Genomic DNA, 26,336 nt, shown 5'->3' with positions numbered 1-26,336 from the left:
GCGGCGGCGGCGGGGCGGCCCCCGCCCCCCCCCCCCCCCCCCCCCCACCACCCGCAGGCGGCGTGCCGCTACGCCTCGCCCGCCTCCGTGAACGTGAACGCGAACTCAGCCGCCTGCGGCCGCAGTTGGTACTGCGGAAGCGGGCCGGGACCGCACGACTGGGAGCCGATGCCCTGCTGGCCGTGGTCCAGGTTCACCCACACCGTGTCACCGGCGACCAGGTCGGTTCGGTGCGTGGCCGCGTCGAGCTGCTCCGTCGTCCAACGGCGGGCCGTGAACCAGAACTCCGGTTCGCCCTCGACGCGCAGGCCCCCGATCTCGGCCCACCGCACGTCGGCGCGGGCGCCGTTCTCCTGCGGGTACACGTACGGCGTCTGCAGCCCGTCCACGTCGTCGTGCCACAGGCCCAGCGCGGACGCCTGCCGCGTGTCCGGGTACGCCTCGCCGGGGCCGCCGCCGAACCAGCGCACCCGCGAGGCGCCCCCGGGCAGCCCGAACCGGACGCCGAGCCGGGGCAGCGGCACCTTCCACTCGCCCACCGGCGCCACCGAAACCGTCAGGCGCACGGCCGTGCCGTCGGACGTCCAGCGGAACACCGTCCGCAGGCCCGCCTCGCGGCCCGCCGGTGCCACCCGGCCGCGTACCGTCAGTGCGTCGTCGCTCAACTCCACGTCATCCACGCGGTGTTGGACGCGGTGCAGGCCCAGCTTGCGCCACTCCTCACCGAGCCGGATGTCTTCCTGCCAGCTCGCGCCCGCGTCGTTGTCGGTCGGCGCCCGCCACACGTCCAGGCGCGGCGCGACGACCGGGACCCGGCCGACGGTGCGCAACTCGCCCGTGCGCGGGTCGAAGGAGGCCGGACCGAGTGTGATCAGCCGCTCGCCGCGCACCGGACGGTCCCCGGTCGCCGCCCTCGCGACCGGACGCGGCGTCAGAACGGCAGCGCCCCACGCCACTTCGTGGCCGTCGGCGCCGAGGGCGCGTACCGTCCACTGGGTCTCCGCGTCCCGCGCGTCCACCGGCGGCGCCGGCAGCTTCACCTCCGCGGACTCGCCCGCCGCGAGCGGCGGCACGGACAGCGGGCCGGCCTCGACCGTCTCACCGTCGACCTGGTACGACCACTCGAAGGTCAGATGGGACAGGTCGCGGAAGTCGTGACGGTTCGTCACACCGACCGTCCCCGCACCGGTGTTGACCTCGATGCGGACCGGCTCGACGACCTTCTTGAACTCGATCAGGCCCGGTGTCGGCGTGCGGTCGGGGAAGAGCAGCCCGTCGCAGACGAAGTTGCCGTCGTGCAGCTCCTCGCCGAAGTCGCCGCCGTACGCGTACCCGTACCGCTCGTCCTTGATCCCGTGGTCGATCCACTCCCACACGAACGCGCCCTGCAGCCGCTCGTGCGCCTCGAACAGCCGCTGGTACTCGGTCAGACCGCCCGGACCGTTGCCCATCGCGTGCGCGTACTCGCACAGGATGAAGGGCAGCCCGCGGCGCCGCTCCGTGCCGCCGTCGAGGTGCGCGCCGATCTGCTCGACCTCGGCGTGCGAGGCGTACATCCGTGAATACACGTCCGTGTCACGGCAGTTGATGTCGCCCTCGTAGTGCACGAGGCGCTCCGGGTCACGGCCGCGGATCCACTCGGCCATCGCCGTCAGACCGCGCCCGGTGCCCGCCTCGTTGCCGAGCGACCACATCACGACCGACGGGTGGTTCTTGTCGCGCTCCACCATGCGGGCCGCCCGGTCCAGGAGGGCCGGGGTCCACCGCTCGTCGTCCACCGGGTTGTCCCGCCACGCCTGCTCGACGAACCCGTGCGTCTCCAGATCGCACTCGTCGATCACCCACAGGCCGTACTCGTCGCACAGGTCGAGGAACGCCGGGTGCGGCGGATAGTGGGAGGTACGGACCGCGTTGATGTTGTGCGACTTCATCAACTCGACGTCACGGCGCATCGTGTCGAGGTCGAGCGCGCGGCCGTGCTCCGGGTGCCACTCGTGCCGGTTGACGCCCTTGAAGAGCACGGGCACGCCGTTGACCTTGATCAGACCGTCCTCCAGGGCCACCGTGCGGAACCCGATCCGCAGCGGCACCCGCTCGCCCTCGGTCACCAGCTCACCCGCGTACAGGCGTGGCGTCTCCGCCGTCCACGGCTCCACCGCCACGGTGACCGGCTCGCCCGTCGCCGTGTCGATGCCGAGCTCGGGGACGGTGACGCGGCCGTCCACGTCGCTGTCGACACGCAGCGTGCCGAGCCCGCTCGTGTGGTCGTACGAGGCGTGCGCGAAGAAGTCGAGGACGCAGCCGGCCGGGCGGTGCAGCAGGGTGACGTCACGGAAGATGCCCGGCAGCCACCACTGGTCCTGGTCCTCCAGGTACGAGCCCGACGACCACTGGTGGACGCGGACCGCGAGGACGTTCCCGGCGGGCTTCAGCAGATGGCCGACCGCGAACTCGTGCGGCAGCCGGCTGCCCTTGAACTCGCCGAGATCCGTGCCGTTCAGCCACAGCCGGGCGCACGACTCCACCCCGTCGAGACGGAGCGTCGCGGAGCCGTCGGCCGGCCAGTCGTCCGGCAGGTCGAAGGTGCGCAGATGGTCGCCGGTCGGGTTCTCGGTCGGCACGTACGGCGGGTCGACCGGGAACGGGTAGAGGTGGTTCGTGTAGATCGGGGCGCCGAACGCGCCGTCGCCCTGGAGGACCCAGTGACCCGGCACCCGTACCTCGGGCCACTGCGCGGCGTCGTACCCCTCGGCCGCGAAGGACTCGTCGTGCGCGTCCGCGGTCGGCGACAGTCGGAACCGCCAGGAGCCGTTCAGGGAGAGGGAGTGGGCGGACGACGCGGCGTACCAGGCGCGCGGGGGCAGCGCCCCGTTGCCCGGCAGGACGTCGTCGACGTAGTCGACATGGCGATTGGACATGGATCTCCCAACAAGTGGTGTGCGGGTCGCGTTACCGATGGTTGTCGTGGGCCAGAGCCAGCGCGGCCTCGAGCGCGAACGTCGCCGCACCCAGGCAGACCGGGTCCGTGGGGATGGGGGAGAGCACGATCTCGGCGCGGGCCAGCGAGTGACGCAGCGCGTGCCGGGCGACCGCCGCCCGCACCTCGTCGAGGAGCACGTCGCCGAGGTACGTGGTGACCCAGCTGCTGAGGACGATCACCTCGGGGTTGAGCAGATTCACCAGATCGGCGATGCCCGCCCCGAGATAGCGCGCCGTGTCCCGCACGGCCTTGACCGCGACCGGCTCCCCTTCGGCCGCGGCCCGTCCGAGGGCCCGGAGGGTCGCGGTCTGGTCGCCGGGGTGGAGCAGCGGTGAACTCGGGCTCAGTTCACGGAGGTTGAGCATGATGCCGGGCGCCCCGACGTACGTCTCCACGCAGCCGTGATTGCCGCAGTGGCAGAGCCGGCCGTCCAGGACGAGCGTGGTGTGGCCCCACTCGCCCGCGCTGTTGCCGATGCCCCGGTACAGGCCGCCGCCGAGCGCGAGGCCCGCGCCGACGCCCGTACCGAGATTGACCACCACCGCGTCCTCGCGCCCGCGGGCCGCCCCGAACCACAGCTCGGCGACGGTGCTCGCGTGCAGCGGGTTGTCGAGGTGCAGCGGCAGGTCGATGCGCTCGGCGAGCAGCGTGCGCAGCGGGACGCCGTGCCAGTTCCAGTTGGGCGCGTACACCGAGACGCCGCCCTCGCGGTCGACCTGCCCCGGCAGCGAGACACCGACACCGAGCACCCGCCCCTCGTGCCCGGCGAGCACCTCGTGGACGGCCTCGGCGATCCGGGCGACGACCTGCTCCGGCCGGTTCTCGCCGGGACGCAGCTCGCGGTCCGCGCGGGCCCAGGGCTTCAGGGCCAGATCGAACAGCTCGGCGTGCACATACGTCTCGGCGACGTCCACGCCGACCAGCGCCCCGTGCCCGGCGGCCACGGCGACCAGGCCGCGCGGCCGCCCGCCCGCCGAGTCCTCGAAACCGACCTCCGTGAGCAGCCCCAGGTCCAGGAGTTCGCTGACCAGGTTGGCGACGGTCGCCTGGCTCAGCCCGGTCAGGGCCGCCAACTCCCGGCGGGACACGGGGGATTCGGCGATGATGTGCCGCAGCACGTCGTACCGGTTCGCGGTGCGGATGTCACGCGAGGTGCGCTTCACACCGGCACCCGCCCGGACCCGGTGGCCCGCTTCAGCCACACCGTCGCCGCGAGCGACACCGCGGACAGGGCCGCGAGCAGCCACGGCACCGCGTGGATGCCGGACCCCTCGATGCCGACGCCGAGCAGCGGCGGCGCCGCGACCCCGCCCACCATCGACGCGGCGATCACCCACGCGCCGGCCCGCTCGGCACCGGGCAGCGCCCGGCTCAGCCAGGGCAGCCCGGTCGGGAACACCGGCGCGATGAACAGGCCCACACCCGCGTACGCGTACGGCGCGGCTCCCGGGACCAGGGCGAGCAGCAGACAGCCCGTCATGCCCGCCGCGCACACGGTGAGGATGATCTCGGGCGCGTACCGCAGCGTGAGCGGCACGACCAGGAAGCGGCCCACCGTCATCATCAACCAGTACACGGAGGTGGCGGAGGCGGCGAAGGTCACGCCGTAACCGACCGTCTCCAGGTGTGTCGGCTCCCAGCCGCCGACACCGGCCTCCACGGCGACGTTGAGGATGTAGAGCACGAGGAAGCCGGCGAGGACGCGGGACACCAAGCCGCGTTGCGGGGAGGGGAGTCGACCGGTGGCGCCGGGCTCCGGTCGTGGGGCGTCGCGGACCCCGCCCGTGGCCAGGACCAGCACCGCCGAGAGCACGGCGCACACCCCGAACGCGGTCGCGTAGTCGTCGGGGCCCAGCCATGCCACGAGCGCGGGGCCGAGCACCGCGCCGATGCCGAAGTGGGCGTTGAGGATGTTGAGCATCGCCGTCGACCGGGCGCCGAACCCGACGGCGAAGAGCTGGTTGAGCCCGTAGTCGATGCCGCCGAAACCGAGCCCGCCGAGGAACGCGGCGAGCAGCGCGAGCGGCCAGTCCCGAGCGAGCGCGAAGCCCGCCGTGCCGGCCGCCAGCAAGGTGTAACTCGCCGCCAGCAGCGCCCTGTTGCTGATCCGGGCGTGGATCGCGTTGAAGGCGAGCACGCCCACGACGCCACCGGTGAAGTGCAGGCTCAGACCGAGCCCCGCCCCCGCGGGGGACAGTCCGTACGTGTCGCGCAGGCCCGGGACCGCCGGGCCGTACAGCGCCTGCACCATGCCGATGAGCACGAACGCGACGCAGGAGGCGGCCGCCGCGGGGCGCGTGAACAGACGCGGCGCGGGCGGCGCCGCCGCGTCCCGCGACAGGGCGGCTTCGGGCATGGGGGAACACCGGGATTCCGTGAGGTGGGTCGGGGAGAGGTGCGGGACGGCCGCCTTCCAGGGAACGAACCGTCCCGCGCACCTCACGCTAGGACGCCCTCCGAGACTTCGACAAGGGGTTAGAAGAAGCCCTGACGAAAGTCCAAGAGGTTTCGCGAAAGTCCTGCACACCCCTCCAATTCCGGTGACGAAAGTCCAGTGACCGGCGGCCGGTTCAGCGGTCGAACAGGGCCCGGACGAAGGCGTTGCCGAACTTCCCCTCCGGGTCGAGGCGCCTCGCGAGCGCCGCGAAGGCGGCGGCCCGCGGATACCGCGTGACGACCCGCTCCGGCGCGGCCGTGAACACCTTCCCCCAGTGCGGGCGCGGGTCGAACTCCCGCAGCCGGTCCTCGACCAGCGACACGATCGGCAGTACGCGCTCGGTGTCCGCCACCCACGTGAAGTGGAAGGCGACGGTGTCCCGGCCGTACGCCGGACTCAGCCACTGCGCGTCCGCCGCCACCGTCCGCACCTCGCACACCTGCAGCACCGACGCGATCCGGTCCCGTACGGCGTCGAGGGCGGCCAGCGCGGCCTGCGCGTGCTCGCGCGGCAGGAGGTACTCCGACTGGAGCTCCTCGCCGCTGCTCGGGGTGAACTCCGCCCGGAAGTGCGGCAGCCGCTCGTGCCAGGGGCCCGGCACCCCGAACTGCTCGGTGCAGTTGACGGCCGGCATGCCGGGGACCGGGTGCTGCTTCTCGGTGGCGGGCTCGGCCCAGGGGAAGTCGACGGGCAGCGGATGCCGCTGCTTGACCCAGACCTGGTCGAAGCGCGGCGCCTGCCACGTGGTGAACAGACTCACGCTGTACGCGGACGAGGTGACGGCCGCGAAGTCGAGTCCTTGGAAAGGGAGTTCACGGAAGACGTGCTGACTCACCTCGTAGTCCGGCTCCACGTCCAGAGTGAGCGAGAGCACGACACCGAGGGCGCCCAGCGAGACGACGGCGCCCTCGAAGCCCTCGTCGCCGCGGGCCGGCGTGATGATCTCGCCGGTGCCGGTCAGGATCTCCACCGCGCGCACGGCCCCGGCGAGCGACTTGTTCGCGTTGCCCGAGCCGTGGGTGCCGGTAGCCACCGAACCGGCGACCGAGATGTGCGGCAGCGACGCCATGTTCGGCAGCGCGAGTCCGTGCGCGTGCAGCACCGCCGCGAGATCGGCGTAGCGCACGCCGCCGCCGACGCGGACGGTGCGCGCGGTCGAGTCGATGTCGATCCCGGCCGGCAGGCCGCTGAGCGAGACGAGTACGCCGCCCCGGTCCGCGTCCACGTCGGCGATCCGGTTGAAGGAGTGCCCGCTGCCGAGCACCCGCACGTGCGGGCTCTTCGTCACGAGGGCGAGCAGTTCGTCGGGCGAGGTCGGGCGGTGCACCTCGGTGGCGGAGAAGGTGATGTTGCGGGCCCAGTTGGTGGGGCGGGGTTCGGGCATGACGGACGGCCTTTCCATGAGGTCCTGTGGCGATTTGATCACGCACCGGTGGCGCAGAATGCGCTTACTCCCAGGTAGCACAGAGGCAGACACAGCCCGGGGGGCAGCAGCAGGGTCAGGCCCCGTCAGGGGCGCGGGGCTGTGTCGATCCGCGGCTCCGCCGCGTGGGCGCGACCGGCGGTGAGGTCAGCCCTGTCAGGGGCGCGGGGCTGTGTCGATCTGCGGCTCCGCCGCGTGGGCGCGACCGGCGGTGGTCGTGCCCCGTAAGGGGCGCGGGGAACTGCGCGACCAGCCCCCACCGGGCCCGCACCCGGCGATGGCGCGACCGGGGGCCGAGCTGGAAACTGGTTGGAGCGCTCACCCCGCGCCGGGGTGCCGCCTTGCCCACCCTGCCGCCCATGGCGGCAGATTGCCCAAGGCGGGGTGGGACGGCGGGCGACCGCCCAAGGCGGCGGGGCGAGAGGCACGCTCGGCGACAGGGTGGGCCCAATCAGGCTGAGGCGCGGCGGACCAGTTCTGTCGGGAGTATCACCGTCGCCGGATCCTCCCCACTGATCTGCGCGAGCAGCACCCGCACCATCTCGGAGCTGATCCGATCGAACGGATGCCGGATCGTCGTCAGCGGCGGCTGCGTCGCCAGCGCCGCGGGCGAATCGTCGAAGCCGCCGATCGCCACATCCTCCGGAACCCGCAGCCCGGCCTGCGACAGCGTGCTCATGACGCCCTGCGCCATCAGGTCCGAGGCGACGAACATCGCGTCGAACTCAACGCCCCGCGCGAGGAGTTCGGCCGCCGCGGCCTCACCGCTCGCCCGGCTGTAGTCACCGGTGACGATCAGCTGCTCGTCGACCTCGATGCCCGCCTCGGCGAGCACCTCCCGGTACCCGGCGAGCCGGTCCACCCCACCCGGTGTGTCCAGCGGACCGGTGACCGTGGCGATCCGGCGCCGCCCCAGCGAGAGCAGATGGCGCACCATGTCGCGAGCCCCGTCCCGGTCGTCCGCGGCGACGTAGCTCACCTTCGTGCCCGGCGCGCCGATCCCCATCGGCCGGCCGCACGCCACCAACGGCACCCCCGCGTCGCGCAGTTCGGCCGCGACCGGGTCGCCGGAGTGCGACGAGACGAGCAGCACGCCGTCGACGTGCCCCGAGGTGATGTAGCGCAGATTGCGGCGCCGCTCGTCCGGCGTGCCCGCGATCATCAGAAGGAGCGTGATGTCGCGCTCCGCGAGCGCCTTGGTGCAGGCGCGCAGGAGCACATTGAAATTGGGGTCCTCGAAGAACTTCTCCTGCGGTTCCGTCAGCAGGAACGCCACCGAGTCCGAGCGTCCCGTGCTGAGGCTGCGGGCGTGCCGATTGACGACGTACCCCGTTTTCTTGATGGCGCTCTCCACCGACAGCCGGGCCGCGGGGGAGACGTAGTGCCCACCGTTGAGATAGCGGGAGACGGTGCCGCGCGAGACCCCCGCCACCCGTGCCACGTCGTGGATGGTGGGCGGTTTGCGGCGTTCGTTCGGGCTGGTCGTCATGGTCCTCGATGGTGAAGGGGTGGTGCGGTCAGGGGCGGTGCGTACGGCTGCGTACCAGTGTGACGGTCCGGACTCGTCCCGCCCCGGGACAGGTCCGGACCTGTGCGTCACGACTTGATGGAACCACTCAACAGGTCGAGAGACCAGAACCTCTGGATCACCAGGAAGAGCGCGATCAGCGGCAGGATCGCCAGCAGACAGCCCGTGATGACCAGAGTGTAGAGCGCGGGCTGCGACGAACCCTGGGCGAGCAGGGTGTAAAGACCCAGCGTGACAGGGAACTTGGTGTCGTCGGCCAGCATCACGTACGGCAGCAGGAAGTTGTTCCAGATGCCGACGAACTGGAAGAGGAACACCGTGATCAGGCCCGGCGTCAGGAGCGGCATCGCGATGCGCGTGAAGATGCGCCACTCGCCGGCCCCGTCCATCCGTGCCGCTTCGAGCAGTTCGACCGGAACGGCCGCGGCCGCGTAGATCCGGACGAGGTAGACCCCGTACGGGGAGAGGATCGACGGCAGCAGCATCGCCCCGTACGTGTTCGCCAGGTGCATCTCGGACAGCAGCAGGTACTGCGGGATCGCGAGCACGATGCCCGGGACCAGCACCCCGGCGAGGATCAGCTTGAAGACGAACTCCCGGCCGCGGAAGGAGAACCGGCCGAGCGCGTAGCCGCCCGCCGCCGACACCAGCGTCGACAGGATCGCGCCGCCGCCCGCGTACAGGGCGGAGTTGCCCATCCACTGCCAGAAGATGCCGTCGCGGTACAGGCTCAGGTCGTGGATGTTGTCGAACAGACCGGAGCCCGGCGCGAGCGTGAACGTGGAGAACAGCTCGGAGCGGGTCTTGGACGCCGCCATGAACACCCAGATCACCGGGATCAGGCAGTACAGGGCGCCGAGCAGCAGCACCAGCGTGGGCACCCAGGCGGTGCGCCGTCCCGGGCGCGCGGCGTTCGCCTTGAGGCCGGTGCCCGCCGTCAGGGTCAGGGACGTCATGCCTGGTCCTCCTTGGTGAAGCGGCCGGCGATACGCAGGAGCGTGAAGGAGAGCAGGTACGTCCCCGCGGCGAGGACGACCGCCGTGGCGGAGGAGGCGTACATGTCGTTGCGGCCGAACGCGGCGTTGTAGATCGCGAACAGCGGGCTCCAGGAGTTGGAGATGCCGTTGGTGATCGCCTGCATGGCCTTGGGCTCGGTGAACACCTGAAGGGTGGCGATGACCGAGAAGAAGAAGGTCAGGACGAGCGAGGGCAGCACGATCGGGATCTTGATGCGCAGTGCGATCTTGAGATCGCTCGCGCCGTCGATCCGGGCCGCCTCGTAGATCTCCTGCGGGATCGCGCGCAGCGCCGTGTAGATCACGATCATGTTGAAGCCGGTGCCGCCCCAGACCGCGATGTTGGCGAACGACAGATACAGATTGCCGCCGTCGAACAGATCGGGCTGCGGCAGGCCGAGCTCGCGCAGGATGAAGTAGAAGGGGCTGACGTCGGGCAGGTACAGGAAGCCCCACATCATGGCGGCGAGGATGCCGGGAACCGCGTAGGGCAGGAAGATCGCGAGCCGGGCGAACGGTCCGGTGCGGGCCCGCGGGGTGTCCAGCATCAGGGCGAAGACCAGCGCGAGGCCGAGCATGGTCGGAATGACGATGGCGCCGTAGCCGAGGGCCCGCAGGATGCTGTGGCCGAAGTCGGAGTCGTGCAGGACGGCCGTGTAGTTGCCGATCCCGTTCCAGACCTCCTGGCGCGCCCCTGAGCCGAGACCGATGCCCTTGACCTCGACCTTGTGCAGGCTGAGCCAGACCGAGTAGCCGATCGGAACGACCGTGAAACCGGCGAACAGGACCAGCGTCGGGAGCAGGAACCAGTACGGGGCGAAGCGGCCGAGGCCGCGGCGTGTGGGGCGGGGTCCCTTGGCGGACGGGGCGAGGCCCCCCGCCAAGGGACCGACCGCGGGGCGGCCGGTGCCCTTGAGGGAGGTGGTGCTCATGCCTCGGTCACCTTGAATCCGGACTTCTTCATGTCCTGGTAGGTCTTGGCCTGCATGGTGTCGAGCGCGGAGGCGAACCTCGCCTTCTTCCTGGCCTTGGCGGCGGCGCCGAAGCCGTCGGTGAAGGCCTGGTAGGCGGTCTGCACGTTCGGGCCCCAGGCGGAGGCGACGGCGGTCGCCGAGATCTTCGCGGCGTCGGTGTAGAAGTCCTTCTGGTTCGGGAAGAACTCCGGCGTCTTGAGGATGTCGCCGGAGGACTGGCCGGCGGTCGCGGCCGGGTAGACGCCCGAGTACTTGACCAGGGCGGCGAGCGCCTCGGGGTCGGTGTTGAGCCACTTGGCGAACTTGGCGGCGGCCTCGACGTTCTTCGAGTCGCTGGAGACACCGGTGGACGAACCGCCCCAGCTGCCCGTCCTGCTCTCGCCCGCGCTCCACTGCGGCAGCGCCGCCATGCGCCACTTGCCCTGGGTGTCGGGTGCGGTGGAGACCAGGGTGCCCGGCGCCCACACGGCGGAGACCCAGGCGATGTGCTTGCCCTTGTTCATGGCGCTGTTCCAGGCCGGGGTGTACATCGGCTGGTTGTCGATCACGCCCTCCTCGACCAGGCCGCCCCAGAACTCGGTGACCTTCTTGGTCGCGGCGTCGTCGATGCCGACCGTCCACTTGCCGCCGCCGTCGACCGTCCACCACTTGGCGCCGGCCTGCTGGGACAGGCCCGCGAACAGACCGGAGTCGTTCGAGGAGAACGTGGTCAGGAAGATGTCCGGGTCGGCCTTCTTCGCGGCGCGGGCCACCTCGGCGAACTCGTCCCAGGTCGTCGGCACGTCCAGCTCGTGCTTCTTGAACAGGTCCTCGCGGTAGTAGAACATCAGCGCCCCGCCGTCCTGCGGGATCGCGTACACCGCGTCCGTGCCGAGCGTGACCATGCCCCACATGCCCTCGGCGAAGCCCGACTTGGCATCCTTCGCGTACTTCGCGATGTCCGCGAGGACGTCGTTGGAGACCAGGGTCGGCAGCGACTGGTACTCGACCTGGATCAGGTCGGGGGCGTTGCCCGCCTTCTTCGCGGTGATCAGCTTGGTGACCATCTCGCCGCCGCTGGCCTGCTTGGACACCGTCACCGTGATGTCCGGGTTCTTCTTGTTCCAGATCGCGGCAACCTTTTCCATGCCCGGCGCCCACGACCAGTAGGTCAGCTTGACCGGACCCGAGCTCGTGCCGGAGTCGCTGTCGTCGGAGCCGCCGCAGGCGGCGAGGGAACCGGCGAGGCCGGTGGCGAGGGCTCCGGCGAGGACGGAGCGCCTGCGGATTTCGCGACGGTGGATCGACATCTTCTCTCCCCTGGAAGGCGGGCCGGTCCGGGTGCCCCTCGTGGGGGGCTCCCCGCCGATTGCGGCGGGGGCACGAAGGGGGCGGAAAGCCGGACGGCTGAGCACGTGGGTCCGTGCCGTTCTGTGATCGTGCACAGTAGAGAATTGTTTCGCCCCCTTGTCAATGCGTGGGGTTGAGGGTTACTTACTTGTTGCCAACAGATGAAGCTGGGTCTGAATCCTGTGCCCGGTTACAGTCCGGAGTCCGGCTGAACTCGACGTTCCGGTACGGCCGTTCCCCGCCCTTGCCCCAGGGAGTCATGTGATGACCCACCCCACCCCGCACACCGGCATGCCCCTGGCGCCCCTGCCGCCTCTTGCGTTCGGCGGTGACTACAACCCCGAGCAGTGGCCGCGCGAGGTGTGGCGCGAGGACGTGGCCCTGATGCGCGAGGCCGGCGTGAACCTGGTCAGCCTCGGCGTCTTCGCCTGGGCCAGGCTGGAGCCGCGCCCGGGGGAGTACGACTGGGGGTGGCTGGACGAGGCAGTGGACCTGCTGCACGCCTGGGGCGTGCGGATCGCACTCGGTACGCCGACGGCCGCGCCGCCCGCCTGGTTCTACCGCGCCCACCCCGACGCCCTGCCCGTGCGCCGTGACGGCGTCCGCCTCGCCTTCGGCTCACGCGCCGCGATCTGCCACTCGCACCCGGCCTACCGCGCCGCGGCCGCCTCCATCACGACCCGGCTCGCCGAGCGCTACGGCGACCACCCCGCGGTGATCCTGTGGCACGTCTTCAACGAGTACGACGGCCCGGCCGTGGTCTGCTACTGCGACCTGTGCGCCGCCGCCTTCCGGACCTGGCTGCGCGAGCGCCACGGCACCCTGGAGGCGCTCAACTCGGCCTGGGGAACGGCCTTCTGGGGCCAGGGCTACGGCGACTGGGAGGAGATCACCCCGCCGCGCGTGACCGCCTCCGCCGGCAACCCGGCCCAGCAGCTCGACTACCGCCGCTTCGCCGACGCCCAGGCGCGCGCCTGCTTCACCGCCGAACGCGACATCCTGCACCGCCTCTCGCCCGGCGTCCCCGTCACCACGAACTTCACCACCGCCCCCAGTCAGGGCGACAAACTCGACTACTGGGCCTGGGCGAAGGAGGTCGACCTCGTCACCAACGACCACTACCTGATGACCGACGGCCGCCGTACGCACGTCAACCTGGCCCTCGCCGCCGACCTGACCCGCTCCGTGGCGGGCGGCGGCCCCTGGCTGCTCCTCGAACACGCCCCGTCCGGCGTCAACTGGCAGCCCCACAACCCCGCCAAACGCCCCGGCGAGATGGCCCGCAACTCCCTCGGTCACGTGGCCCGCGGCTCCGAGGGTGCCCTGTTCTTCCAGTGGCGGCAGTCGGTGAGCGGCGCCGAGAAGTTCCACTCGGCGATGCTCCCGCAGGGCGGCACGGGCACGCGGGTGTGGCGCGAGATCACCGAACTGGGCGCCCGCTTGGCGGACTTGACCGACGTGCGGGGCACCCGCACCCGCGCCGACGTCGCCATGGTCTGGTCCTGGGAGTCCTGGTGGGCCCAGTCCCTGGAATGGCGCCCCAGCAGCGACCTCGACTCCCGCGAACGCCTCGACGCCTTCTACGAGGCCCTCTACGACCGCCATCTCACCGTCGACTTCCTGCCCCCGGACGGCCTCGCGGACCTGGACCCGGAACACCACCCGCTCCTTGTGGTCCCCCAGCTCTACCTGGCCCCGGCGACCGTCGCCGCCGACCTCGACCGGTACGTCCGCCGCGGCGGCACGGTCCTCGTCTCCTTCTTCTCCGGCCTCGTCGACGAGAACGACACCTTCCACCCGGGCCCGCACCCCGGCGCCCTGCGCGACGTCCTCGGCCTGACCGTCGAGGAGTTCAGCCCGCTGCTCCCCGGCGAGCGGGTCACCGTAAGGACCGCGCAGGGCGCGGAGTACGAGGCGGACCTCTGGTCGGAGGTCGTCGTCCCCGCGGGCTGCGAGACGTACGCCGCCTTCGCCGACGGCCGCACCGCCGCGGGCCCCGCCCTCACCCGGCACGCCCTCGGTGACGGCGCCGCCTGGTACCTGGCGACCCGGCTCACCGGCGACGCCCTCGGCGCCGTCGTCGACCAGGTGCTCGCGGACGCTGGAATCACCCCGGCCGACCTGCCCCGCGACGTCGAACTCGTCGTCAGGGAGGGCGAGTCGGACCTGTTCCACTTCGCCCTCAACCACACCGGCGCCGAGGCGAAGGTGACCCTGTCCGACGGCAGTCGCCGTGCCGTCGCGCCGGGCACGGCGGAGGTCTGGCGCGTACCGCGCTGACGCGCGTCCCTCGGCTCCCCGTCGTCACCTGCCACAGACTCCACCCCCCCTCAAGTCCCACGTCACTCCGTGAAGGGAACCCACCCCGTTATGCGCAGACGTACGGTCCTGACCGCCGCGGCGGCCACCGCGCTCGCCGCCCCCGTCCTGGGCGCGACCCCCGCGCTCGCGAGCAGCGCGTCGTCCTCCGCCTCCGGCACCGCCCGGCACGGCCTGGAGATCCGGGGCTGCGACATCTCCTCGCTGCCCAAGGACGAGGACCGCGGCGCGGTCTACCGGTACCCGAACGGCCGGCGCGGTGACGCCGTCGAGATCCTCGCCCACTACGGCGTCACCCACGCCCGCCTGAAGGTCTGGGTCAACCCGGCAGACGGCTACAACACCAAGAAACGGATCCTGCCGCTGGCCAAGCGTCTGAAGCGGGCCGGCATCGGCATCTGGGTCGACTTCCACTACTCGGACACCTGGGCCGACCCGGCGCACCAGACCAAGCCCGCCGCCTGGGACGGCCTCGACACCGCCGGCCTGACCCGCGCCGTCCACGACCACACCACCGACGTCCTCGGCGCTCTGCGCCGCCAGGGCACCCCGGCCGACCTGGTGCAGGTCGGCAACGAGATCAACGGCGGGCTGCTGTGGCCCGAGGGCAAGAACTGGGGCGACGGCTCCGGCGGCTGGGACACCCTGGCGGCCTTCCTCAAGGCGGGCCTCCAGGCGGCCCGCGACACCACGCCCCGCGTCCGCACGATGCTGCACATCGCCTCCGGCGGCGACAACGCGACGTCCCGCTGGTGGTTCGACGAGGCGGTCTCCCACGGCCTCGACTTCGACGTCATCGGGCAGTCCTACTACCCCTTCTGGCACGGCGACCTGGCGACGGCGGCCGCCAACCTCGCCGATCTGTCGGCCCGTTACGACAAGCCCGTGGTGATCGCCGAGACGGCGTACCCGTTCACGCTGGAGAGCGAGGACGCCACCAACGACATCCTCTCCAGCGAGTCCCAGCTCACCGAAGGCTTCCCGGCCACGCCCCAGGGCCAGGCCGACTGGCTCCGCGCGGTCGCCGACCTCCAGGCGAACGTCCCCGGCGGCAAGGGCCTCGGCTACTGCTACTGGGAAGGGGTGTGGACCTACCGCCCCGGCGACGGCTGGGACCCGGCGGACCCGACCTCCGGCAACGCCTGGGAGAACCTGGCGCTCTTCGACTTCGACGACAAGGCTCTGCCGGCGCTGAAGGTCCTGGGCGGCTACCGCTCCTAGGCGCCGGCCTGCCGGGTGCGGGTCCCCCCGGGGTGCGGGGAACTGCGCGAGAAGTCCCACCGGGCCACACCGGGCAACACGCCCGCACCCCGCAGCCGGGCCCCCGTAAGGGGCGCGGGGAACTGCGTGACCGACCCCCACGCACCCGCACCCGGCAACGAACCCCGTCCGGCCCAGCCGCACACAGCTCGCGCTGTCCACTCTGTGAGCGGTTACAGCACGAATCGGTCACCTTACTTGCCAATGATCAACCGGATGCGTTTACTTTGGCGCATCGCTGTGCGATCTCGTGTGTGCACGCTCCCAGAAATTGGATTCGGGGGCGTGCATGCCCACGCTTCGAATCCCCAGGAGAAGACTCCGCATGACGCACCACCGGCTCGCCTTCGGCGGCGACTACAACCCCGAGCAGTGGCCGGAGGCCGTCTGGCACGAGGACGTCCGGCTGATGCGCGAGGCCGGCGTCACCATGGTGAGCGTCGGGATCTTCTCCTGGGCGTTGCTCGAACCGGCCCAGGGCGACTACGACTTCGGCTGGCTCGACCGCGTCATCGACCTGCTGCACGAGAACGGCATCGCCGTCGACCTCGGCACGCCCACCGTGGCCCCGCCCAAGTGGTTCTACACCGCGCACCCCGACGCGCTGCCGGTCACCGCCGACGGCAACCGCCTCGCCTTCGGCTCGCGCGGCGCCATCTGCCACAGCAACCAGGCCTACCGTGACGCCGCCGCCCGCATCACCGAGCGGCTCGCCCGCCGCTACGGCACGCACGAGGCCGTCGCGATGTGGCACGTCCACAACGAGTACGGCGTCCCGGTCAGCGCCTGCTACTGCGAGAGCTGCGCCGCCCACTTCCGCCGCTGGCTCACGGCCACGTACGAGACCGTCGACCACGTCAACCACGCCTGGGGCACCGCCTTCTGGGGCCAGCGCTACGCCTCCTTCGAGGAGATCGACCCGCCGCGCACCACGCCGACCGTCGGCAACCCGGCCCAGCAGCTCGACTACAAGCGCTTCGCCGACGCCACCCTGCGCGAGAACTTCCAGCGCGAGCGCGACATCCTGCACCGCCTCGCCCCCGGCATCCCCGTCACCACCAACTTCATGACGGCGCTCAGCCAGTGCGACTCCATCGACTACTGGGCCTGGGGCCGCGAGGTCGACCTCGTCACCAACGACCACTACCTGATCACCGACGGCCGCCGTACGCACGTGAACCTCGCGATGGCCGCCGACCTGACCCGCTCGGTCGCGGGCGGCGCCCCCTGGCTGCTCCTGGAGCACTCCACCTCCGGGGTCAACTGGCAGCCCCGCAACCCGGCCAAGACCCCCGGCCAGATGGCCCGCAACTCCCTGGGCCACGTGGCCCGCGGCTCCGAGGGCGCCATGTTCTTCCAGTGGCGGCAGTCCCGGCGCGGCGCCGAGAAGTTCCACTCGGCGATGGTCCCGCACGGCGGCACCGACACCAAGGTGTGGCGGGAGGTGTGCGAACTGGGCGCCGCGCTGGGCGAGTTGGCCCAGGTGCGCGACACCCGTACGGTCGCCGACGCCGCCCTTCTGTGGGACTGGCACTCCTGGTGGGCGCAGCAGCTGGAGTGGCGCCCGAGCGAGGACCATGACGCCCGCGAGCGCGCCGACACCTTCTATGAGGCCCTGTACGACCGGCACCTCACCGTCGACTTCGCCCACCCGGAGGCCGACCTGTCGGCCTACCCGCTGGTCGTCGTCCCCGCCCTGTACCTGGCGACGGAGGCCGCCGCGCTCAACATCCGCGAGTACGTCGAGAACGGCGGCACCCTCGTCGTCTCGTACTTCTCCGGCATCGTCGACGAGCACGACGCCGTCCACGACGGCCCCTACCCGGGCGCCTTCCGCGATGTCCTCGGCCTGACCGTGGAGGAGTTCAGCCCGCTGCTCGCCGGCGAGACGGTCTCGGTCACCGGGCCCGACGGGGCCCGCCTCACCGGCGACGTCTGGACCGAGCTCGTCGTCCCGCGCGGCGCCGAACCGGTCTGGACGTACGAGACCGACACCACCGGGCTCGCCGCGGGCCGCCCCGCCGTCACCCGGCACACGTACGGGCAGGGCACCGCCTGGTACGTCTCCACGCGCCTGTCGGCACAGGACCTGGACACGATCCTCGCGGCGGCGGGCACGGACGCCGGAATCGAGCCGCGCCCCGAGCTCCCGCGCGACGTGGAGACGGTGACGCGCACGGGCGAGTCCGGCACGTACGTCTTCGCGATCAACCACACCCAGGACGAGGTGAAGATCCCGCTGGACGGCCCGTCGACGGAACTCCTGACCGGCCACACCGCGACGGGCCACCTGTGCGTGCCCCCGGGCGCGGTCAGGGTGGCCAGGCGGGAAGCCCCGTAGGCGCACCGGACTCCGGCCGGGGTCCGTGGGGGAAGTCCGGCCGGACCCCGGCGGCGCCGCACCCGGCCTTCGGTGCGGCGCCGCCACCACCCCCTGCCCGAGCCGCGGACGATCACCCGGGAGTACTGTTCCGGCGCATGACGCATACGGAATCGCCGCACACGGATCTGCCGCGCACTCTCACGCCCACCGACCGCACGCACCTGCGCCGCTTCAAGGAGAAGGCGAGTTTCGAGCGCGCGGACCTGGAGGCGATCCTGGACGCCGGTTTCGTCTGTCACCTCGGCGTCGTCGTCGACGGCGCCCCCATGGTCGTGCCGACGGCGTACGGGCGGGACGACCGGGAGCTGTACGTGCACGGTTCCGTCGCGAGCCGGAGCCTGGCAGCCCGTCCGGACGCCGAGATATGCGTCACCGTCACCCACGTCGACGGACTCGTGCTCGCCCGCTCCGTCTTCGAGCACGGCGTGAACTACCGCTGCGCCATGATCTACGGCGTCCCGCGCAAGGTCACCGGCGACGCCGAGAAGACCGAGGCGCTACGCATCCTCACCGAGCACACGGCCCCCGGCCAGTGGGACTACGCCCGCCGCCCCAGCCGCAAGGAACTCGCGGCCACCACCATCCTCGCGCTCTCCCTCGAAGAGGCCTCCGTCAAGATCAGCGCGGGCCCGCCGGACGACGGCGACTCGGCCGACGCCGCCCTCGGCCTGTGGGCCGGCACGCTCCCGCTGACCTCGCGCTGGGGTGCCCCCACCGCCGACCCGGTGCTCCCCTCGCACATCACCGCGCCCGCGCACATCGTGGCCCGAGCGGGGACCCGGCAGGGCTGACCGCGGGGCGGGGGATACCGTGGGAGGAGCTGTGACCGTCGAAGGAGCAAGGAGAACGGGATGCAGAGCCGCACGGCGCTGGTAGAGGACCTGATGGAGCGCTTCCCGCACGTTCCGAAGGAAGCGGTCTTCAAGGAGGACCTGCTCCGGGGCGGTGTCGCGTTCGACCCCTCCGCGCTGAGCGACAACGAGGACGGCGAGGTCAAGCCGAAGTCGTACTTCATCTTCTCCTTCGACCACGGCACCCTGCCCGAGCTGGGCGAGGCCGCCCTGCGCCGCCCGCCCGAGGAGATCGTGCTCACCGGCGGCCCCTACGACCTGCGCCGCACGGTCGTCTCGGTCCGCGTGAACCCGTCGTCGCCGTACCGCGTCGCGGCCGACGACTCCGGCATGCTCGGCCTCTACCTCGACGGCAAGCGCATCTCGGACGTCGGCGTGCCGCCCATGCCCGAGTACTACCGCCACAAGCTCTCCAACGGGAAGTCGGTCATGGAAGTGGCCCCCACGATCCAGTGGGGCTACCTGATCTATCTGACGGCCTTCCGCGTCTGCCAGTACTTCGGCGCCAAGGAGGAGTGCCAGTACTGCGACATCAACCACAACTGGCGCCAGCACAAGGCGGCGGGCCGCCCCTACACGGGTGTGAAGGACGTCGACGAGGTCCTGGAGGCCCTCGACATCATCAACCGGTACGACACCGCGAAGTCCTCCACCGCGTACACCCTCACCGGCGGCGCCATCACGTCGAAGGTGCAGGGGCTCGACGAGGCGGACTTCTACGGGCGCTACGCCAAGGCCATCGAGGAGCACTTCCCGGGCCGCTGGATCGGCAAGGTCGTCGCCCAGGCGCTCCCCAAGGACGACGTCCAGCGCTTCAAGGACTACGGCGTCCAGATCTACCACCCCAACTACGAGGTGTGGGACGAGTACCTGTTCAAGATGTACTGCCCGGGCAAGGAGCGGTACGTCGGCCGTGACGAGTGGCACAAGCGCATCCTCGACTCCACCGAGGTCTTCGGCGCGCGCAACGTGATCCCGAACTTCGTCGCGGGTGTCGAGATGGCCGAGCCGTTCGGCTTCAAGACGGTGGACGAGGCGATCGCGTCGACGACGGAGGGCCTGCGCTTCTTCATGTCGCACGGGATCACGCCCCGGTTCACGACGTGGTGCCCGGAGCCGACGACGCCGCTCGGCAAGGAGAACCCGAACGGGGCGCCGCTGGAGTACCACATCCGCCTGCTGGAGGCGTACCGCTCGACGATGGACGAGTTCGGTCTCTCCTCGCCGCCCGGATACGGTCCCGCGGGCGCGGGCCGCGCCGTCTTCTCGGTGAGCTCCTTCATGGACAGCCTGGCGCCGAACTCCGAGGCCGTGGAGACCCCGCAGGCCTGACGGCCCCGCGGCCCCCTCAGTCGTAGCCCTGCGACTCGACGCGCGCCCCGCCCACCGGCTCGGCCGGCGCGGCGGGGCGCTCCGTCTCCTGCTCCCGCTCGGGCGGTGCCGGATCGGGTGCCGCCTCAGCGGCGCGACAGCGCCGGGCAGCAGCGGGGGCGAGGCCGGCAGCGCGGCCACGAGTTCGGCCGCGCCCCGGCCCCGAACGGTGGAGCGCGCCGAGCACCACCGTGCCGTCAGGCGCGCGGCGCCCCGGCGAGGCGCTCGGGGGTGAGCAGCTGCGCCAGCTTCTCGGCGGGCAACAGGCCCTTCTCCAGGGCGAGTTCGGCGACCCCGCGCCCCGTCGCGAGCGCCTCTTTGGCGATGGCGGTCGCGGCGGTGTACCCGATGTGCGGGTTGAGCGCCGTGACGAGCCCGATCGAGTTCTCCACGCTCGTGCGCAGGGCCTCCTCGTTGGCGGTGATGCCGGAGACGCAGCGTGTGGCGAGGGTGCGGCACGCGGCGCTCAGCGAGGTGATGCTGCGCGACAGGGAGTGCAGGATGACCGGCTCGAAGGCGTTGAGCTGGAGCTGGCCCGCCTCGGCGGCCATGGTGATGGTGACGTCGTTGCCGATGACCTCGAAGGCGACCTGGTTGACGACCTCGGGGATCACCGGGTTGACCTTGCCGGGCATGATCGACGAACCCGCCTGCACCGGCGGCAGGTTGATCTCGCCGAGGCCCGCGCGCGGACCCGACGACAGCAGTCGCAGGTCGTTGCAGGTCTTGGAGAGCTTGACCGCGATCCGCTTGAGGACGCCGGACAACTGCACGAAGGCGCCGCAGTCCTGGGTGGCCTCGACGAGGTTCACGGACGTCACGAGCGGCAGGCCCGTGATGTCGGCGAGGTGGGCGCGGGCCGATTCGGCGTACCCGGCCGGGGCGTTGAGCCCGGTGCCGATCGCGGTGGCGCCGAGGTTGATCTCGTGGACCAGCTCGACGGCCTCGGCGAGCCGGCCGCGGTCCTCCTCCAGCATCACGGCGTACGTGGAGAACTCCTGGCCGAGCGTCATCGGCACCGCGTCCTGGAGCTGGGTGCGGCCCATCTTCACGACCGAGCGGAACTCCACGGCCTTCGCGGCGAACGCGTCCTGCAACACGGCCATGGCGCGCAGCAGTTCGCGCGCCGACTCGATGGTGGCGACGCGCAGGGCCGTCGGGTAGGCGTCGTTGGTGGACTGGCCGAGGTTGACGTCCTCGTTGGGGTGGAGGTGGGTGTACTCGCCCCTGGCGTGGCCCAGCAGTTCGAGGGCGCGGTTGGCGACGACCTCGTTGGCGTTCATGTTCGTCGAGGTGCCGGCGCCGCCCTGGACGACGTCGACCACGAACTGCTCGTGCAGCTTGCCGCCGCGGATCTCCCGGCAGGCCTCGACGATCGCGTCGGCCTTGTGGGAGGGCAGCAGGCCCAGGTCCTGGTTGGCGCGGGCGGCGGCCTCCTTCACCGCGGCCAGCGCCTCGATCAGCCGCGGGTACACGGAGATCGGCACGCCGGTGATCGGGAAGTTCTCCACGGCGCGCAGCGTGTGGATGCCCCAGTACGCCTCGGCGGGGACGTCCCGCTCGCCGAGCAGGTCGTGCTCGCGCCGGAAGCCCGGGAGGCCGTCGGACAGGGGAGGGGGGACGGTGCTCACGCGGCGGCCTTCTCGTCGGTGCTGGTGGTCTTCTCGGTGGCCTGCTCCGGCGCCGCGACCAGGCGGCGCAGCAGGCCGGTGTCGGCTCCGCTGCCCGCGAGCAGCGTCGCTAGGACCGCGATCCGGGCCTGGCCCGCGCGCAGCGTGCCGGTGAGCACGGCGCCCGCGGCGACCAGGTCGACGGCGCCGCCGCCGGTGTAGATCTCGGCGAGCGGGCCCGCGGGGACCCGAGTGGTGACGGCGACCAGGACGCCGCGGCGCACGGCGGCGCGGACCGCGTCGGTGAACGCCGGAGTGGCGTTGCCCGCGCCGGTGGCGACGAGCACGATGCCCTGGGCGCCCGCCTCGACCGCGGCGTCGAAGAGGGTGGGGTCGGCGTCGCTGTGGTGCATGACGATGTCGACGCGCGGTATCCGGCCCACGGGCGGCGGGAGGGGCGCCGGGCGCTCGGCGGTGCGGCGGATGTCGACCCGGCCGAAGCCGAGCCGGCCCAGAGCTTCGGGCTGCGACGGGTTGCCGAACGCGTTCGCCGCGAGGGTCTGTGTCTTCACCGTGCCGCGCGCCGCGTGCACCTTGCCGTCGAAGGCGACGAGCACCCCCAGGTCCCGTACGGAAGCGGCGACCTGGAGCGCGTCGTACATGTTCCCCGGGCCGTCGCCGTCGGTGGCGCCGAGCGGCTTCTGCGCGCCCGTGAACACCACGGGCCGCGGGTCGTCGTGGTACAGGTCGACCAGGAACGCGGACTCCTCCAGGGTGTCCGTGCCGTGCGTGACGACGATGCCGTCGACGCCCGGGTCGGCCAGCTCCTCGCGCACCGCGCGCAGCAGGGCCAGCTGGTGCTCGCTGGTCATCTGCGAGCTGTTGATGTTGAACAGGTCGACGACCTTGACCTCCATGCCGTCCGGTACGGCGGCGCTGGCCAGAACCGTGTCCCCGCCCGCGTCGGCGGCGTAACCGGTGCCCTGCCAGCGGCTGGCGATGGTGCCGCCGGTGCTGATGAGGGAGATGCGCTTCATGGGGAGCTGCCTCGCGGGGTCGGTGAGGGAGGAGGCGTGCCTGCGTCAGGTGTGCCTGAAGCGCAAACACATTCGATCACCGCAAGGATAGGTCGAAAGCCACGCAATTTGATTGCCAATCCTGGCCCATGATCGCGGAATGCGTGGTGGATAATTGCGTCATGGACCGGATCGACCTGCACATCTTGCGCGAGCTCCAGAGCGATGGTCGCCTCAGCAACCAGGAGCTGGCCCAGCGGGTGGGCCTCAGCCCGTCGCCCTGTCTGCGCCGCGTCCGCCAGCTGGAACAGGACGGCGTCATCCAGGGCTACCGCGCGATCGTCGACCCGGAGTCCGTCGGCCGCGGCTTCGAGGTCCTCGTCTCCATCGAGGTGCGCCGCGACCGCGAGTCCGTCGAGGCGTTCGAGCGCGCGCTCCAGGACATCCCCGACGTCATCGAGGCCTACCGCCTCTTCGGCAGTCCGGGCTGTCTGCTCCGCATCGCCGTCGCCGACCTGGCCGCCTACGAACGCCTGTGGATCGAGCGCCTCACCACGCTCGACGGCGTCACGGAGGTGAACTCGCAGATCATCATGAAGCGGGTGAAGGAGCCGAAGGGGCTGCCGGTGCAGTGATCCGCCGGTGCGGTGACGCGACCCGTCGGCCGTGGTAGGTGCGCAGCCTCAGCGTGCACCAGATGCCGATCGCCGAGACGGCCATCAGGGCGACGGCGGGCGGCCAGTACGCGCCGCCGGCGAGCGACGACAGCCACACCGCGGCCACCGGGGCGAAGCCTCCGAAGACCAGGTTGCAGACCTGGTAGGAGAGGGAGATGCCGGTGTAGCGGACGTGCGGGGCGAAGCCGTCGGCCAGGATCGCCGCCATCGGTCCGTACAGCGCCGACATCACGAACCGCATCGCGAGCATCATCACGTAGATCAGCGCCACGTTCCCGGTGCCCATCACCATGAACTGCGGGATCGACAGCACCACGACGCCCGCGAGTCCGCCGACCACGATCCGGTGCGCGCCCACCTTGTCGCCGAGCAGCGACAGGAACGGGGTGACGACCAGTTCCAGGAAGGCGGCCAGCGAGAGTCCGTTGAGCAGCATCGACTCCGACAGGTGCCGGTCCTCGGTGCCGTACGAGAGCAGGTAGCTGGTCACGACGTAGTAGCCGCCGGTCGCGGTCGCCAGCGAGAAGACGCCGACGAGGACCGTCCGCCAGTCCTTGCGCAGCACCTCCGCCACCGGCAGCCTGCTCGCCCCGCCCTGCTCCTGCTCCTGTTCGGCGTGGATCTCGTCCATGACGGGCGAGTCCTCCAGCTTGGTGCGGACCACCAGGCCGATGACGACGAGCACGGAGGACGCGAGGAACGGCACCCGCCAGCCCCACGAGTCGAAGGCCTGCTCACCGAAGAGGTTCATGAGGCTGAACATGCCGGTGGAGAGCAACGCGCCCACGGACGAGCCGAGTTGGGCGAAGGAGCCGAAGAAGGTGGCCTTGCCCTCGGGCGCGTTCTCGACGGCGATCAGGACGGCGCCGCCCCACTCGCCGCCGATCGCGATGCCCTGGATCAGGCGCAGCACGATCAGCAGGATCGGGGAGAGGACACCGACCTGGTCGTAGGTGGGCAGCAGACCGATCGCGAACGAGGCGACGCCCATCATCAGCAGCGTGATGACGAGGGTCTTCTTGCGGCCGACCCGGTCGCCCATGTGACCGAAGACGATGCCGCCGAGCGGCCGCAGCAGGAAGCCGACGGCGAAGGTGGCGAAGGAGGAGATCGTCTTCAGGGCCGTCGGCATGTCGGCCGGGAAGAAGACGTCGTTGAAGACGATCGCCGCCGCGGTGGCGAAGGCGTAGAAGTCGTACCACTCGATGGATGTCCCGGACAGAGCGGCGAACGCCGTTCTGAACGGGCTCTGGGCCGAGCGCGGGGTGGTGCGGTCCGTCATGGGGACCTCCGGCGGAGAGGGGTGTGGCAGGGGACGGGACGTGCTGGGGGGTGCTTCGGGGGGTGTTACGCGGACCAGGCGCGGCTTCCGCCGACCCAGGTCTCGCGGACCCGGATCCCGGTCAGTTCGTCGGCGGACACCGTGAGCGGGTCGGCGTCCAGGACGGCGAAGTCGGCGAGCATGCCGGGCGCGAGCGCGCCGACGGAGTCCTCGCGGTGCAGGGCGCGCGCCGCGGCGCCGGTGTGCGCGTGCAGCCCGGCCTCGACCGGCAGCCGCAGCGACGCGTCGCCGAGGACCGTGCCGAGGACGGTGCGCCGGGTCGCCGCGGCGGCCACGGCCTCCAGCGGCGCGGGCGGCGCGACCGGCGCGTCCGAGGAGAAGACGACCGGCACTCCGGCCTGTGCGGCGCGGCCCGCCGGGTTGTAGCGGTGGCCGAGCTCGCCGACGGCGGTCAACGTGCCGTCGCCCGTGCGCAGATGGTGCTGCGGCTGCATGACGGGGACGACGCCGAGCGCGGCCATGCGGTCGATCTGCTCGTCGGTGGGCAGACCGCAGTGCTCGATGCGGTGGCGCATGTCGGCGCGCGGCCGGTCCGCGCCCGCCTTCTCGATCGCGTCGAGGACCATGCCGATGGCGTACGGGGACTGCGCGTGCGTCGCCGTCTGCAGCCCGGCCGCGTGCGCGCGCCGCACGATGTCCGCGTACTCCTCGACCGAGTGGTACAGCTGCCCGTGGTGGCAGCAGTCGGCGGCGTACCCCTCGGGGAAGTACGCGGTCCAGCCGCCGAGCGTGCCGTCGGCGTAGAACTTCACGCCCTGGATACGGAACCGGTCGTCGCCGAAGCCGCGCACCGCGCCCAGTTCGAGGGCGGTGTCGAGCAGCGCCGAGGTCAGGTACGCCGACACCCGCATGCGCAGCGAACCGTCCGCGTGGGCCCGCAGATACGTCTCCATCTCGCGGCGCGAGACCTGCGCGTCGCCGATCGTGGTGACACCGGCGGCGAGGAACACCTCCTGCGCGCGCAGCAGATGGTCGGCCATGATCGCGTCCGGCTCGGAGAGGTGGAAGTTCGGGCCGTGGTTGCCGATCTTCACGCCCGCGGGGCCGGTGAGCAGGTCGCAGGCGGCGTCCCACAGCTGTCCGTCGGGCTCGCCGTTCTCGAAGTGCCCGATGGAGCCGCCCTCGGGCGACGGGGTGCCCGCCGTGATCCGGCAGGTGCGCAGGGCGTGGGAGTTGACGACGCCGCCGTGCCCGGACGCGTTCATCACGTAGACCTCGCGGTCGTCGGCGCCGTCGGTGACACGGTCCAGATCGTGGCAGCTGGGGTGGCGGCCCTCGGCCAGGCGCCGGTGCTCGTAGCCGAAGCCGCGCACCGGGACGCCGGCCGGCAGGTCGCGGGCCGCCTCGCGCAGCACCTCGACCATGGTGTCGATGTCGCCGACGCGCTCGGGCCGCAGATCGACCCAGGCGAGCGCCTGTCCGTACATCACCGGGTGGCAGTGCGCGTCGACGAAGCCGGGGTGCACGAGGCCGCCGTCCAGGGCGAGTTCCTCGTCGACGCGGCCGCAGAGCGCGGCGCGGGCGTCCTCGGCGGAGCCGACGTGCACGACGCGGTCACCGCGCACGGCCAGCGCCTCGGCGCGGACGGGGGTGCCCGCGGTGGCGACGGCGGCACCGGTCACCAGCAGGGTGCGCTCGGGGGACTCGGGGTGTCGGGGCATGGCAAGGCCTGCTTTCGACCAGAGACGTTCAAGGGAGAGTTCACAGACGCCGACAGACGATTCGGCTCGCTGAACGATAAAGAGCGAACGACTGATTGACCAGAGGGGTCGATCAAGAATTTTTGTTAAGTCAGATCGCTACTTCAGTTACGGATCGAC

18 protein-coding genes are annotated in these 26,336 nt (G+C 71.4%); 6 read left to right on the top strand and 12 right to left on the bottom strand.

Annotated features, from left to right (window positions below):
• Nucleotides 1–68: 68 nt before the first annotated feature.
• The 8 genes from J3486_RS43120 to J3486_RS43085 form a co-directional block, all read right to left on the bottom strand.
• Nucleotides 69–2,918: a glycoside hydrolase family 2 TIM barrel-domain containing protein gene (locus J3486_RS43120; protein WP_207830383.1), complete on the bottom strand. Its 2,850-nt coding sequence runs from the start codon at nt 2,916–2,918 to the stop codon at nt 69–71.
• Nucleotides 2,919–2,949: 31 nt separating this feature from the next.
• Nucleotides 2,950–4,143, bottom strand: a complete 1,194-nt coding sequence (locus J3486_RS43115) for an ROK family transcriptional regulator (protein WP_207830380.1) — start codon at nt 4,141–4,143, stop codon at nt 2,950–2,952.
• The gene (locus J3486_RS43110; protein WP_207830377.1) at nt 4,140–5,336 is read right to left on the bottom strand and encodes a sugar MFS transporter; all 1,197 of its coding nucleotides are present in this window, start codon (nt 5,334–5,336) and stop codon (nt 4,140–4,142) included. Before J3486_RS43110 ends, J3486_RS43115 begins: the two co-directional genes overlap by 4 nt.
• Nucleotides 5,337–5,550: 214 nt before the next feature.
• Nucleotides 5,551–6,801, bottom strand: a complete 1,251-nt coding sequence (locus tag J3486_RS43105; RefSeq protein ID WP_207830375.1) for an FAD-binding protein — start codon at nt 6,799–6,801, stop codon at nt 5,551–5,553.
• Nucleotides 6,802–7,291: 490 nt separating this feature from the next.
• Nucleotides 7,292–8,329, bottom strand: coding sequence for a LacI family DNA-binding transcriptional regulator (locus tag J3486_RS43100; protein WP_207830357.1), 1,038 nt, complete (start codon nt 8,327–8,329; stop codon nt 7,292–7,294).
• Nucleotides 8,330–8,436: 107 nt separating this feature from the next.
• On the bottom strand, nt 8,437–9,324 hold the full coding sequence (locus J3486_RS43095; protein ID WP_207830354.1) for a carbohydrate ABC transporter permease: 888 nt from the start codon (nt 9,322–9,324) through the stop codon (nt 8,437–8,439).
• Complete coding sequence (locus J3486_RS43090; RefSeq protein WP_207830351.1) at nt 9,321–10,316, bottom strand: carbohydrate ABC transporter permease; 996 nt, start codon at nt 10,314–10,316, stop codon at nt 9,321–9,323. Before J3486_RS43090 ends, J3486_RS43095 begins: the two co-directional genes overlap by 4 nt.
• Nucleotides 10,313–11,647: an ABC transporter substrate-binding protein gene (locus tag J3486_RS43085; RefSeq protein WP_207830348.1), complete on the bottom strand. Its 1,335-nt coding sequence runs from the start codon at nt 11,645–11,647 to the stop codon at nt 10,313–10,315. The genes J3486_RS43090 and J3486_RS43085 overlap by 4 nt, the downstream gene beginning before the upstream one ends.
• Before the next feature lie 304 nt (nt 11,648–11,951).
• On the opposite strand from J3486_RS43085, the gene J3486_RS43080 reads away from it, so the two are divergent.
• From J3486_RS43080 to J3486_RS43060, 5 genes are all read left to right on the top strand, one after another.
• On the top strand, nt 11,952–13,967 hold the full coding sequence (locus tag J3486_RS43080; protein ID WP_229379564.1) for a beta-galactosidase: 2,016 nt from the start codon (nt 11,952–11,954) through the stop codon (nt 13,965–13,967).
• A 90-nt stretch (nt 13,968–14,057) separates the two neighbouring features.
• Nucleotides 14,058–15,227 (top strand): arabinogalactan endo-1,4-beta-galactosidase, encoded by a 1,170-nt coding sequence (locus J3486_RS43075; protein ID WP_207830334.1) that lies wholly within the window; start codon nt 14,058–14,060, stop codon nt 15,225–15,227.
• Nucleotides 15,228–15,591: 364 nt separating this feature from the next.
• Nucleotides 15,592–17,607 carry a beta-galactosidase gene (locus tag J3486_RS43070; RefSeq protein ID WP_207830332.1) on the top strand — a complete coding sequence of 672 codons (2,016 nt, stop codon included), beginning with the start codon at nt 15,592–15,594 and terminating at the stop codon, nt 17,605–17,607.
• 137 nt (nt 17,608–17,744) lie between these two features.
• Entirely contained in the window at nt 17,745–18,440 is a 696-nt protein-coding gene (locus tag J3486_RS43065) for a pyridoxamine 5'-phosphate oxidase family protein (protein WP_207830329.1), read from the top strand.
• Nucleotides 18,441–18,500: 60 nt separating this feature from the next.
• Nucleotides 18,501–19,832: a radical SAM protein gene (locus J3486_RS43060; protein WP_207830326.1), complete on the top strand. Its 1,332-nt coding sequence runs from the start codon at nt 18,501–18,503 to the stop codon at nt 19,830–19,832.
• Between the two features lie 236 nt (nt 19,833–20,068).
• On the opposite strand, the gene aspA is transcribed toward J3486_RS43060, so the two are convergent.
• The gene (gene aspA, locus J3486_RS43055) at nt 20,069–21,502 is read right to left on the bottom strand and encodes an aspartate ammonia-lyase (protein WP_307805189.1); all 1,434 of its coding nucleotides are present in this window, start codon (nt 21,500–21,502) and stop codon (nt 20,069–20,071) included.
• Nucleotides 21,499–22,518, bottom strand: coding sequence for an asparaginase (locus tag J3486_RS43050; protein ID WP_207830324.1), 1,020 nt, complete (start codon nt 22,516–22,518; stop codon nt 21,499–21,501). The genes aspA and J3486_RS43050 overlap by 4 nt, the downstream gene beginning before the upstream one ends.
• A 161-nt stretch (nt 22,519–22,679) precedes the next feature.
• On the opposite strand from J3486_RS43050, the gene J3486_RS43045 reads away from it, so the two are divergent.
• Complete coding sequence (locus J3486_RS43045; RefSeq protein ID WP_207830321.1) at nt 22,680–23,132, top strand: Lrp/AsnC family transcriptional regulator; 453 nt, start codon at nt 22,680–22,682, stop codon at nt 23,130–23,132.
• Here J3486_RS43045 and J3486_RS43040 read toward each other — a convergent pair.
• Nucleotides 23,089–24,456: an MFS transporter gene (locus J3486_RS43040; RefSeq protein WP_207830318.1), complete on the bottom strand. Its 1,368-nt coding sequence runs from the start codon at nt 24,454–24,456 to the stop codon at nt 23,089–23,091. The genes J3486_RS43045 and J3486_RS43040 overlap by 44 nt on opposite strands.
• Nucleotides 24,457–24,521: 65 nt before the next feature.
• Nucleotides 24,522–26,177, bottom strand: a complete 1,656-nt coding sequence (locus J3486_RS43035) for an amidohydrolase (RefSeq protein ID WP_207830315.1) — start codon at nt 26,175–26,177, stop codon at nt 24,522–24,524.
• Between the last annotated feature and the right edge of the window lie 159 nt (nt 26,178–26,336).

Source organism: Streptomyces sp. VRA16 Mangrove soil (assembly GCF_017377775.1).
In the GTDB taxonomy this organism is placed as follows: Bacteria; Actinomycetota; Actinomycetes; order Streptomycetales; family Streptomycetaceae; genus Streptomyces.
Note: the sequence above shows the minus strand (reverse complement) of the source record. Positions and strands in the feature narration are given on the sequence as shown.